At 41.1% G+C, this 13,075-nt stretch carries 9 protein-coding genes; 1 reads left to right on the top strand and 8 read right to left on the bottom strand.

Annotated features, from left to right (window positions below):
* Positions 1 to 20: 20 nt before the first annotated feature.
* Genes alr through G622_RS0108340 form a run of 4 tightly spaced genes read right to left on the bottom strand, consistent with a single transcriptional unit; the run spans position 21 to position 4,219 of the window.
* Complete coding sequence (gene alr, locus G622_RS0108355) at positions 21 to 1,226, bottom strand: alanine racemase (protein ID WP_044914598.1); 1,206 nt, start codon at positions 1,224 to 1,226, stop codon at positions 21 to 23.
* Positions 1,226 to 2,887, bottom strand: coding sequence for a bifunctional ADP-dependent NAD(P)H-hydrate dehydratase/NAD(P)H-hydrate epimerase (locus tag G622_RS0108350; RefSeq protein WP_049945752.1), 1,662 nt, complete (start codon positions 2,885 to 2,887; stop codon positions 1,226 to 1,228). Before G622_RS0108350 ends, alr begins: the two co-directional genes overlap by 1 nt.
* On the bottom strand, positions 2,859 to 3,548 hold the full coding sequence (locus G622_RS22210; protein ID WP_044914596.1) for a hypothetical protein: 690 nt from the start codon (positions 3,546 to 3,548) through the stop codon (positions 2,859 to 2,861). Before G622_RS22210 ends, G622_RS0108350 begins: the two co-directional genes overlap by 29 nt.
* 26 nt (positions 3,549 to 3,574) lie before the next feature.
* Positions 3,575 to 4,219 carry a redox-sensing transcriptional repressor Rex gene (locus tag G622_RS0108340; protein WP_026510339.1) on the bottom strand — a complete coding sequence of 215 codons (645 nt, stop codon included), beginning with the start codon at positions 4,217 to 4,219 and terminating at the stop codon, positions 3,575 to 3,577.
* A 393-nt stretch (positions 4,220 to 4,612) separates the two neighbouring features.
* Between G622_RS0108340 and G622_RS0108335 the strand changes: the two genes are divergently transcribed.
* Positions 4,613 to 4,948, top strand: a complete 336-nt coding sequence (locus G622_RS0108335) for a hypothetical protein (RefSeq protein WP_026510338.1) — start codon at positions 4,613 to 4,615, stop codon at positions 4,946 to 4,948.
* A gap of 90 nt (positions 4,949 to 5,038) precedes the next feature.
* Here G622_RS0108335 and G622_RS0108330 read toward each other — a convergent pair whose 3' ends face one another.
* The 4 genes from G622_RS0108330 to G622_RS0108315 all read right to left on the bottom strand — a co-directional run bounded on the left by G622_RS0108330 (position 5,039) and on the right by G622_RS0108315 (position 12,963).
* Entirely contained in the window at positions 5,039 to 7,036 is a 1,998-nt protein-coding gene (locus tag G622_RS0108330) for an ABC-F family ATP-binding cassette domain-containing protein (RefSeq protein WP_026510337.1), read from the bottom strand.
* A 161-nt stretch (positions 7,037 to 7,197) separates the two neighbouring features.
* Positions 7,198 to 9,462: a beta-glucosidase BglX gene (bglX, locus tag G622_RS0108325; protein WP_026510336.1), complete on the bottom strand. Its 2,265-nt coding sequence runs from the start codon at positions 9,460 to 9,462 to the stop codon at positions 7,198 to 7,200.
* A 97-nt stretch (positions 9,463 to 9,559) separates the two neighbouring features.
* A complete protein-coding gene (locus tag G622_RS0108320; RefSeq protein ID WP_026510335.1) occupies positions 9,560 to 11,755 on the bottom strand; it encodes a glycoside hydrolase family 3 protein in 2,196 nt (731 codons plus the stop codon).
* Between the two features lie 125 nt (positions 11,756 to 11,880).
* Positions 11,881 to 12,963: a hypothetical protein gene (locus G622_RS0108315; protein ID WP_026510334.1), complete on the bottom strand. Its 1,083-nt coding sequence runs from the start codon at positions 12,961 to 12,963 to the stop codon at positions 11,881 to 11,883.
* Between the last annotated feature and the right edge of the window lie 112 nt (positions 12,964 to 13,075).

Raw genomic sequence — 13,075 nt, 5'->3', positions numbered from 1 at the left:
AGCTTTATTGAGAAAATCAATTATACCTCAAAATCTCTGAGAATTTTCCCATCCTTCACATATAATCTGGGCACTCTGTGATTAAGATTACAGGTGAGTTCGTAGTTAAATCTGCCGCTAAGATCGCCCAATTCCTCGGCAGTTATAACTTCAGCATTATTATCGCCATAATTCGTTCCTGATTTTCCTATAAGTATAACCTCATCCCCTTCCTTGGCGTTGGGGATTGAAGTAACATCCACCATGAACTGATCCATGCATACACGTCCGAGAATTCTTGCCTTCTCGCCGTGAATCAGAACATATCCCCTTCCCCCTGAAAGGCTTCTGGGATAACCATCACCATATCCAACGGGTATAGTAGCAACCCTCATACGTCTATCCGAAACGAAAGTGCCACCATAGCTGACAGGTGTGTTCTCCGGTATATCCTTAATAAAAGATATGTGACTGTAAAGAGAAAGCGCCGGCTTAATCTCTATCTTATCCCTGCTGACTTCCTCAGAGGGCCACATTCCATACATTGTGACTCCGCATCTTACCATATCCATATGTGCCTGTGGCATATCTATGATACTGGCACTGTTGGAACAATGGACAATAGGAATCTTGTAATCATTATCTGCTTCTACTTTAGTAACGAAGTCGCTAAACTCTTTAAATCTTGCATGGGCATCTGAAAGATCAGCCTCATCTGCTCTGGCAAAATGTGTAAATATTCCTTCAAGCTCTAATCCTTCAGTCTGAAGAACTGTTTTTATAAAATTCTCTCCGTTTGCATCCGGTCTGACACCGATTCTGCTCATTCCACAGTCCACAGCAACATGCACGTGGAATGTCTCGTTTCCTCCCTGCGCTCTTCTCTTTTTCACTCTTTCCGCAAGGTGATTTATCATGTCATATCTGAAAACAGAAGGCCTTATATTCTCTCTTAGCATTCTTTCGTAAGCATAAGGAAATGTGTATCCCAAAACCAGGATTGGTTTGCTTACACCGGCTTCTCTTAGTTCAAAAGCCTCTTCTGCAGTTGCAGTAGCAAATCCCCAGATATAAGCGTCCTTTTGAAGCATTCTAGCTATAGGAACCGCACCATAGCCATATCCGTCAGTTTTTACAACCGCCAACATTTTTGTGTTTCTGGGAAGCGAATTATACATGTTCTCTACATTTTGAGAAATCGCATCCAAATCTACCTTTGCATATACTCTTGAAAATTCATCCAGCATTACTGATTTGCCTCTTTTTTAAATATTTCTTGTCCGGAAAAAATATCTCTAAGACTTCCGGAAATGTCTCTTGCAGTCATCCCCTGCCTTCCGTTTCTGATAGCAGCCATGTCTCCTGCAATTCCATGCAAATACGCCCCTGCAACAGCCCCCTCCAGAGTTCCTGAAAAACCGGAAATAACCAGCGCACCAAGAAGCCCTGCAAGTACATCTCCACTTCCTGCAGTAGCCATTCCATCATTCCCGCTAAGATTAATAAAAAATCTTTCTCCATCGGTAATGACACTTCGTGCATCCTTACATATAATACTCGCATGAAATTCTTTTGCAAGTCTTACGCTTTCTTCTATAACGCAGGGCCTGCAATCATGTATGTTTTTACCAACAAGTCTTGAAAACTCAGCAAGGTGCGGAGTAAGTATTTTGTCCGCACTGTATTCTGATAAAAGTTTTCTGATTCCGCTATCCTCAGAAATAATATTCAGGGCATCAGCATCTAAAACCAATGGCAGCTTTGCATTTTCAAGAATGAACCTTAATATTTCTTTTCCGGCTTTTCCTTTACCGATACCTGGTCCGCAGACAATTGCACCAGCCCAGTCTATGGCCTTTATTAGAGTATCCTTTACTCTTTCAATATCAAGTTCATTCTCACTCTCAAAATCCTTTTCGGAATAAATATCAGTCATAGCTTCAGGAAGAAGCGTCTGTACGGCTGATAAATTAGTTTCTTCCGTAAACACACGTACCATTCCGGCACCGCTGCGCAAACAGCTCTCTGCAGCCATTATGCAGGCTCCGCTAATCCTCTTACTTCCGGCTGCTACCAGAACTTTTCCAAAGGAGCCTTTGTTCCCTGCAGGATTCCTCTTAGGAAGAATAAGCTTTGCTATCTGCGAGATATCGGGAATATCAACATATTTAAATCTTGGGAAGTCATTAAGAAAGCCATCCTCCGTGATTCCGACGTTGACGATATGGATTTCCCCGGCATGAGCTGCACCGGGATAAAAAGCCATACCCAGTTTCAGAAAACTGAATGTCACAGTCTCATCAGCCTGGATTGCTTCTCCCTGGACATGCCCTGTATCAGAATTTATTCCGGTGGGAATATCCGCCGATATCACGTGAGGGGCTTTTTCATCAAAATCCTCCCTGGCATAATTAATCTCACATACAGCAGATCTGTAATCTCCTTCTAAATCCCTTGAACATCCGATTCCGAGCATGGCGTCAACTATAACAGCACTATTCTTGATCTCAGAATTAATCCCTGCTATATCAAAATCGGAGACATCCACACCATAGGTCAGGGCTATTTTTAGTTGCTGTTCGCAGGCTTTTGTCCTTTTGGAACTTTTCTCATTGAGCTTATGATTTACCAGAATGAGCTTTACCTGAATGTTATCCTGCTGCAAAATCCTGGCGGCAGCAATGCCGTCCCCACCGTTATTCCCACTGCCTGCAAAAATCAACACTCTTCCGCCTTGTGGGAGTGCGCGTTTTACATATTTGCATATAGAAAGTGCCGCCCTCTCCATCAGAACATCCTGCGGAATACCAAAGTGTTCAATCGTAGCTTTGTCACATCTTTTCATTTCGGCGGCACTTACAACATATTTTGAATTTCGATCAATTATCGGTAAATTTATCATCGTCATATATTATCCCATCACGTTCCTTCATTCCCGGCTTAAGCATAGGATGCCTTCTCTCAGGATCATATTTCAGATCAAAGAGGTCTATAACCTCCGGTCCGAAGATATTGTGCATGTACGAATAAACACTGAAATTCTCGATTTCCTTTTCCTGCATTCTAATAACATTCTTTTTAAGCTGAACCCTGACTTGAGAGATCCAATCATCGATGGCAGTAATCTCGATTGTGTTGTCATGGATCCTCTTATAAAAAAGATCCATGGTTTCTACCATAAGGTCATAGTTTTTCTGATAGATTTCCCTGGGAAGCCCGAGCATCTCATCCTCGCACTCCTCAATTTTTTCATTACATTCATTGATAAGACGCTTATGATCATCAATCTCAGCCTCAATCTTTTTTAGCTGTTTGGGATTTTTATCGGCATCATCCCTCAAAACGACAATTTCACCTAAAAGTTTTTTCTTAAGGCGCTTTACATCCTTAATTTTTTCTCTGGTCTTTTCCTGTTTAGCCACAAGCTTAATAAGCTCAGCTTCAATACCCTTTATCTTAGCGGTTTTCGGGCTTAATGCAAAAAGCTGTTGCCATTTTTCATCCTCGAAAAGAATAGGAACATCCTTCCCAACGAGGGCATCAGAATAGTTTTTGTCGTCTTTTGACATAGCATGTCCTCACGTTTTAACAACACTTACCGTTTGTGGGAATTCTCATATCTGTCTATACTATAGGACAACTTCATAAGTGAATCCGACAAATGAACATTTTCCACCTGAACATAAGGCGGAAGCTCTAAGTCAACATGAGCAAAATTCCATATAGCTTTTATTCCGCACTTAACAAGCTTGTCAGCCATCGGCACAGCCTGATCCTTAGGAATAGTCAGCACTGCAATCTCAATCTTGTTCGTTCTTACAAAGTCCTCAATCTCCTCAACAGGGCGGATCTCGATGTCACGTATCTTCTTCCCATGAAGCTCGGGATTAAGATCAAACGCACCTTTAAAAATAAATCCTCTGTTGAAAAAATTGTTGTAGCCTGAAAGTGCCTGACCTAAATGTCCGGCACCAATGATAATCAACGTATGTTCTCTTCCAAGTCCTAAAATCTTACCAATCTCCACATAGAGATATTCCACATTATATCCATAACCCTGCTGGCCAAAGCCCCCAAAGTTATTAAAATCCTGTCTGATCTGCGAAGCTGTCACCTTCATGATATCGCTTAATTCCTGGGATGAAATACGTGTAATTCCCTGATCCTTAAGTTCTCCAAGATATCTGAAATACCTTGGGAGTCTGCTTATAACAGCCTGAGAAATTTCTTTTCTCGCCATGATTCCTCCATATTCTGTTCTCCGAATTGTTTGTAATTTCATAATGATTGCATGGAAAATCAGATTAATTCTTGCATGATAAGTATCTTAACCATTACATCATTTATATATATAGCTCTGAAAATTCGGATATAATAATTATACTATCTGTTAAAATTTAGTCAATGTAAGAAATTGCATACGCAATAAGATTTAATTTTTATTTTAGATGATTGAAAATAACTTTCATCTCAGATGTATACTGGTAAAACTAACTTTCATAAAACGCCACATTTCGCTTTTCTTTAATAAGGATTTTATAGATTCTTTCGAATTAAACGCTATAATGAACCTAGCTTCTTATGGCGTTTTTTAAAGTTCCTTGTGTAAAGCAAATTAACAGAGGTAATAGGAATGGGAATGTCAATTGGCGGATTAGGCGGATACAATGTATACCAGGCACAGCCTATGAATATGGCCATCTCAAATAAGGCACCTGTTTCAGATGTCTACGACAAGCATAAGGCTGTGGGCGATATCGCTACCGTGCCTCCTGTGGTCTATCCAAATGCCCAGGAAGTAAAGGTTGGTGAAATTGCAAGCTCCGACGGAAAAGAAGAAGCAATGAAGGTTAATAAACAATTTAACCAGATAGCTTCAAAATTTGGCAACACTACTGTTGGCTATGGACGTGACATGGCAGGTTATGCCTATGCTCAAGCCGGTAGCTCATTTGATGCTTTTGCTTGAAAATTACTAATTTAATAATTTAGCTTATATAAGTAATACATCAGAAGAGTAATACCCCGTGCACACTGCACGGGGTATTTTCAATTATTTTTATTCGCTGAGCTTGGCCCACTCATCATAAAGCGTATTGAGCCTTTCCTCATTGGCTGAAAGCTCATCAGAAAGCTTACGGACTTTTGCAAGGTCTGTTGCTACAGCCGTATCCAAAAGCTCTTCATTTATCTTTTCGTTTCTCTCTTCAAGCTTTGCTATTTCTTCTTCGCATTTTTTTAAGGCAGCTTCAAGCTTACGTTTCTTTGCAGCTTCTTCCTTTTGTGCCTTCCAGTCAGCCGCTCCCTTGCTGTTATCTGCCTGGCTCTGGGAGGCACAGCTTCCGGCGAGTTTTCCAAAGGATGTGCCTGCTGCAGCTGCCGAGGAATCCATTCCAATGCCTTTCTTTGCCACAACAGTATCACGGTTTTCTGCAAGAACTCTCTCTGTCTGCTCATCACAGTGAGCCATATAATAATCGTAATTGCCTATATAATTGATCATTTTGCCGTGAGTAAGATCAAGAATTCTGGTGGCAGTTTTATTTATAAAATAACGGTCATGACTTACATAAAGTACAGTTCCCTCATAACCGCTGATGGCATCCTCAAGTATCTCTTTACTTGTGATATCAAGGTGGTTTGTAGGCTCATCCAGGATAAGGAAATTGGCATCAGAAAGCATAAGCTTTGCAAGTGAAACTCTTCCCTTCTCACCACCTGAAAGATCACCGATCCTCTTAAATACATCATCACCTGTAAACAGAAATGCTGCCAGAGTATTTCTGATCTCAGTATTATTCATGTTTGGATATGCGTCTGACAACTCTTCAAACAGAGTCTTCTCATCATGCAATACCTGATGTTCCTGATCGTAATAACCTATGTGAACCTTAACACCAAGGATGATCTCACCGGCATCAAGAGATTCCATTCCGTTTATTATTTTAAGCATGGTGGTCTTACCGGTTCCGTTATCTCCTATTATGGCAACCTTCTCACCACGTTTGATATCGAAGCTGATATTCTCAAAAAGCTTCTCATTACCAAACGCTTTGGCTATGGAATCAACATGCATAACATCATTGCCGCTGACACATGAAGGTGTCAGAGTAATTCTCATATCGTCCCTGATTTCAGAAGGCTTTTCAAGGCGCTCTATCTTATCGAGCATTTTCTCGCGGCTCTCCGCTCTCTTAATGCTCTTTTCCCTGTTAAACTGTTTGAGCTTATCAATAACCTCTTCCTGATGCTTGATCTCAGCCTGCTGGTTCAAATAAGCCTTCAGCTTCGCAGCCCTTATCTGTTCACGCTTTCTGGCATAATCAGTATAATTCCCAAGATAAACCTCTGCGCTGGTTTGATCTATCTCAATTACTTTCTGAGCAATCCTGTCAAGGAAATATCTGTCATGGGAAACTATAAGAACGGCTCCCTTATAATTCATTAAATAGCCTTCAAGCCATTTTATTGAATTCATGTCAAGATGGTTTGTGGGCTCATCAAGAATGATCAGATCAGGACTTTTCAGCAAGAGCTTACCAAGTGCTACTCTGGTCTTCTGCCCGCCTGAAAGTGTGGAAATTCTCTTATCAAACTCTTCTTCCGTGAAGCCCAGACCCTTTGCTACTCCGATAACCTCGCTCTCCCAGGCATAACCATTTTTAAGCTGAAAATCATGGCTCATCTGAGCATAGCGCTCCATCAACCTGTCAAGATCATCTCCCCTCAGGACATCCATCTGCTGTTCAGCCTTGCGAATCTCTTTTTCAAGATCTATAACATCCCGTTTCATTTCGCGCAGCTCTTCATATATACTGTGCGCACTATCGATATTCTGACTCTGCGCAAGGTATCCAACAGTTGTATCCTTGGAAAGAGTAACCGTTCCGGTGTCCGGCGTCAGTTCTCCAATAAGCATTCTTATAAGTGTGGTCTTCCCGGCACCATTGATTCCGACAATAGCAGCCTTCTCATTATCTTCAATATGAAAAGAAACACCTTTTAATACATCTTTTCCGTCAAATGACTTTGAAAGATCATGACAATTTAAAATCATTACAATGCTCCATTAATATAAAAGTGTGCCCGCATACAATCATCGGGCACACATTAGATTATCACGAATAAATATATTGAGCAAATATTAAACAATATTTCAGTGCTCATAACCAAAACAAAATCAAAATCCATTCCAAATTAAAGGATTTTTTTCCTCTGTTATTCAAGAACAAATTCTGCTTCGTTCTCAGTCGCTGAATCCACTCCAATATATACTTTAAATTTGCCGCATTCACTGTCTGTCTTATTCTCAATAGTCCAGAATCTGAGCATTTCCTCACAGATTTCAAAGCAAACCTGTTTTTCCTCACCGGGAAGAAGTCTTACTTTCTTGAATCCCTTGAGTTCCATGACAGGACGAACTCTGCTTCCGGCAAGATCTCTTATGTACAGCTGCATAGTCTGAGTTGCAGGTACAAGACCTGTATTGGCAATCCTTACTGATGCGATGATCTTATCCTTTTCATTTACCCCTGAGTTCTTCTTAAGTGTGGTCTTATCAAGCTCTACGTCTGATATTTCAAACTCTGCGTATGTAAGTCCATATCCAAAGGGATATCTTGCCTCATTGGGGCAATCAAGATATCTGGTTGTAAAGTTTGAAGGTCCCTCTTCAGGCTTGGGTCTTCCTGTAACAAATGAGTTGTAATATATAGGCTCCTGTCCAACGCTCCAGGGGAAGCTCATAGGAAGCTTACCTGAAGGTGAAAACTTTCCTGAAAGTACATCCCATATTCCGTGTCCTCCTTCTGTGCCCGGTCTCCAGCAGATCATGGTAGCATCAGATAAATCCGGAATATGCTCAAGATCAAGAGGTCTTCCTGTAAATACCAGAGTTACCAGCTTCTTCGCATTTTTTCTGATTCCATAGAAAAGCTCCATCTGGATGTCAGGAAGCAGTATTTCTGCGCGGCTTGTTGATTCGCCTGACTGTCCGAAATCTTCACCCAGGCAAAGAATAACAGTATCAGCCCACTGTGCAACCTCCATGGCTTCATTGTAAAGTCTCTCGTTCTCTTCCTCAAAATTATCATTATGATAGGTATTTACACCCAAAACAGTATCGTTATCCAAAAGGGTACTTCCTTTTGCAACCCTTACTACAGTCTTTTGACCATCTGCAATGTCCTTATCCTGATTCAATCCAAGATAAAGTCTTACATTTTCATCTTCTCCTGCAGCCTCCATGAGGGTTACATTTTTCTCAGGGTCAGTTGCCAAAGCCCAGGAGCTCTGCAAATTCTTCTCAACTGCATAAGGACCGATAAGAGCTACCTTCTTTTCCTTAATAGGAAGTGCTTCCTCCCTGTTCTCAAGAAGTACCAGGGATTTTCTTACAGCATCCCTTGCAATCTCTCTGCTTTCTGCAGAATATGCGATCTCATCATGCTTTTCCTTTGATGCACCGTGATATGGATCTTCAAAAAGTCCAAGATCATTTTTAAGATCAAGAACTCTGAGAACAGCTTCATCCAAAAGCTTCACATCAATATCACCCTTTGCTATCAGCTCTTCAAGATTAGCGCCATAACTTTCGGTACACATATCGATGTCCACGCCTGCCTCCATGGCGAGCTTTGCAGCCTCTTTCAGATCCTCTGCGATACCCCATGAAGTCATTTCACTGATAGCGCCCCAGTCAGAAATAAGAACACCGTCAAAGCCCATCTCCTTGCGTAAAATATCGCGCATAAGCCACTTATTTCCTGATGAAGGAATTCCATTTAATGTATTAAAGGATGTCATCACCAGTCTTGCACCGGCATCAATAGCCTTGTTGTATCCTTTGAGATACTGATCTCTTAATGCATACTCTGATAATTCGCAGTTATTGTAGTCACGTCCTGCTTCAGCTGCACCATAGGCTGCAAAATGCTTTACACAGGCTGCTACATGGTCCTTATCAGCAATAGAATCTCCCTGATAGCCCTTTACCATAGCAGAAGCCATTTCTCCATTAAGATAAGCATCTTCACCGGTTGATTCGACGACTCTGCCCCATCTTGCATCTCTTACAAGATCAACCATGGGCGAAAAGGTTACATGTATTCCGTCAGCTGCTGCTTCTTTTGCCTGTACCTCTGCTCCCTTTCTTGAAACATCGGGTTCAAAGGTTGCACCCTGAGCAAGCGGGCAGGGAAAAACAGTGTCATGTCCGTGAATTACATCAAGCATAAACAGCATAGGAATATGATGCGGATGATTTTTTATATATTCATCCTGTATTGCCTTTACCTTATCTGCTCCATAAACACCAAGAGTACTGCCTGCAAGTCTGGTTGCCTTCTCTGTAGCCGGATTATCAGCTATACCTGTTACAGCTGCATTCTTTTCAAAGGTCCAGCCCGGAACCTGCACCAACTGCATGATTTTTTCTTCAAGTGACATGTCTTTAAGTAATGCTTCTAAGTTTTCTCGTGTCATATTTAACTCCTCATAACTTTAAAATACTTCATATAAAGATTTTTTATATATAAACAGCTACTTTTTTTTGCTATTTACTTTATAAGTCTGTTTCTCATTATCTCCTGTCTTTGACATATCTGTCCCATCTCTCATCCCTGATAACGCCGCTCCAGTTGAGTCCAAAGCCAAAGTCATAGGAATTGCCCTCAGAGTCTTTATATGGCTCATAATCAAAAGGAACGTCTTCACAATGCTTCTCTATTGTGTCCATATCCTTTGGAAGCTGGACAGGAAGCATTGCAGATGGTTCAGAATCACCATTTACAATTGAAAGAACAGCCTTTGTCTCAACACCGAAATTAACAAGTATTGCATCCGCATAGGGCTCGAATTCCGCAACAATACTTGGATTATTCATGCGAATTGACACTATAACAGGCTTATCCTTCATCTGCTCTTTGGTCTTAATAACTATATCAAGGTCATGCTCATTTGCTGCTTTATTGGATTTTCCTTTATAAGATCTGTTATCGGATTCCTCTCTGAAATCGCCACCTGCAATGCTGACCTCTCTCGCATTATCTGCAGTATAGCTTCTGTACTGAAGAGTTACCGGTCTGTATCCGGTCTCCTCCGTATATCCGTCACTTATAGGACTTTCGATAAAGCATATTGCAAAATCTGCTTCCCCGGGATTTTCGGTGAATTCAAAAAATTCCTCAACATCCTTTTGATTTGCTCCCGGGAGTGAAACAGCATCCACCATGTTTCTCAAAAACCCCTTATGAGCTTCAATTGTTCTTCCGGGAATATAAACCTTTTTCTTTCCCTTTATGGGAAGAACACCATTGTTTTTAACCATGACAATACTCTTAAGCTGAGCATTAAAGCCGTTCTCTACATATTCATCACAGCCAAGAATATTTTTACTCTCATTCGGATCAAGATACGGATTCTCAAAAAGTCCACAGCGGAAGCTGTTAAGCAGAAGTCTTCTTGCACTTTCCTCGAAACGCTTTCTCATTTTTTCTTCGCCGTATCTTTCACATCCAATGCGATATGCTTCAAGAATAGGCTTTATATCGTTGTTACCGCCAAACTGATCCACACCATTTTCAATGATGCAAAGATGTCTCTCAGCCTCAGATAAATCCTCTGTTCCGTAGCATCTTGAGCCAAAGGAATCAAGCTTATCCGAAGGATCCCCTGTAATTCCCCAATCGGTACATACAACACCGTCAAATCCGTACTTATCTCTGAGAAGGTCACCTATTATGTATTTGCTGTAGCTGTTACCTACATTTTTGCCTGAAGGGTCGATGCCAAAGCTGACTGTGTAATATGGCATAACGGCTGAAGCCTTACCTGTACCTTCAAGTTTGAATGCACCTTCAATAAACGGCTTTAAATGCTCCTCAAAATTCTTGCCCGGATATACTGCATATTTTCCAAAAGCATAATGAGCATCTCTTCCTGATTCACAAGGACCGCCGCCCGGCCAGTGCTTTACCATAGCAGCAACGCTTCCATTTCCCCAGCTGTCTCCATCACCATTCTGAAGACCTTCACAATAAGCCTTTGCATATTCAGTAACAAGCTTACTGCTCTGCCCATATGTATCTGAAACTCTCATCCATCTGGGTTCTGTTCCAAGGTCAATCTGAGGACCAAGTTCAGTTGTTATGCCAAGTGCTCTGTATTCCTTTGCAGCAGTTTTAGCAAACTTCTTAACAAGATCAGGATCAAAGGTTGCTGCAAGACCAAGTCCCAAAGGCCATTTGCTGGTATCCTTCGCTTCTGTTCTAAACTCGGCAGATGCACTTCCTGCTCCGTGCCTTGGATCAGTACTTGTATTAACCGGAATTCCATGGGGCATCTCCTCACAGAGTGCCTGCATCTCATTATTCCATTTAGCAGCTACCTCACCGTTTTTAAGCACCATGGCAAGTACGTATCTCACATGATCCTCTGTCAGGAATTTCTTCTGCTGGTCAGTGAGTTCCCACTCATCAGCGCCGCTTTCATCAAAAGTCTTACCTCCTCTGTAAGTAGCTCCGTACCACCCCCCTGAAATTGCAGGCACAAGCTGGTGAGCACTATACATCATAAGACCTGCTATCTCTTCCACGCTAAGTCTTCCTGCAAGGTCCTTTGCCCTTTCCTCCGGAGAAAGTCTCCAGTCCTCATAGGGAACAAGTTCACCTGTCCGTTCTAAATCCTTAAAAAAAAGACCGTCTTTTTCGATTATCGGAGCACTACATGTTCCTAAAGACGGTCCTTCAACATTTTTGACGATTTTAAAATCTGCCATACCCTTTTTGCCTCCTTAATGTTGTACCCAATGTATTAATAATACCACACACATAGTACAAATGAAAAAGAGTATTCTGAAAATAGCAGATGTATTTTTATATTCCAAATCAATTAAGCAAATGCTCACCTGACTTCAAATTCGGCATTTCTTACCTGTTCCTCAATATTCTTTATATGCCTTAAATATGAATCATACGCAGAATCCCCTCTGTGATCCGGCAGAAGCTCTGACCCGTAAAGATTCCTCAGAGTGTTTCCAAGATAGGCGGAATATCTGTTACTTCCATTGTAATTTAGATGTGAATTGCCATCAGAAATATCTCTTCCGCTTGTGTAGTCAATTCCTATATCATCAGGATGCTTGAATACATAGTCAAAACAAACATGATCATCGCCATTTTGGTTGAGCTCATCAACATACTTTTCAAGCCAGTTATAGCGTGCTGTCTCCTCCTGCTTCATACCCTGTTGCTGCTCCTGGTTTAGGACATAAGGCACCATAGTGATATAAAGCTTCATATCATTCTGCTTTGTATACTCGATTATTTTATCAAGATACTTTTCTGATTTTTGTAAAGGCGGTTTGCACTCATCAGTTTCAATCACAGGATCTGTCATTTCCACATTATGAAAATGCGGAACAAAGCCTTTATATGAACTCAAGTCCTTTCCAAAGGCCTCATCAAAATCCTTTTTATCAAGATTATTGTACCTGTCGTGATAGCCAAAGAAAGAAGGAAAATACATATTCCACAGCTCCTGCTTATTATCAAAGGCAGCAGCCATCAGCTGCAGTTTATTAGCTGACAGCCTCATCCCGAACAGACTGTCACTAAGGAATTCATAATGATATTTATAATCCTCCATAAATGCCGCAGCGCTGAAAAAATCAAGAACTACAACCTTGGGCTTCTGGTATTTACATATTTCCTTGAGATAATGATACGAAACCCACAGGGACTGCTCTGCAGAGGAAAGGTCGTATCCTGCAATTCCGTAATCCTCAAAAAGCTTTGCGGTATTTATTCCGCAGTGTACATGACTTGAACCAAGAAAAACCACATCTATCGTGTTTTTGGGCTGGTCATAGAGAGCACGCATCTGTGTCACTCCCGCCTCTGTTTTTGTGCGCAGAATATTATCAGCTATATTAAAGCATGAAATAAAAATAATCACGCCTAACAGGCACGCGATTAATCGCTTCATTTACAATCTCCTTCGTATCGAATATTGAATTTCTCACAGATCCAATATTCGATTATATTCAATAATAAATACTATATTCCTCGAAAATTCATCTGCTTTTCATATAGATAAG

The organism is Butyrivibrio sp. LC3010 (assembly GCF_000424385.1).
GTDB lineage: Bacteria > Bacillota > Clostridia > Lachnospirales > Lachnospiraceae > Butyrivibrio.
Note: the sequence above shows the minus strand (reverse complement) of the source record. Positions and strands in the feature narration are given on the sequence as shown.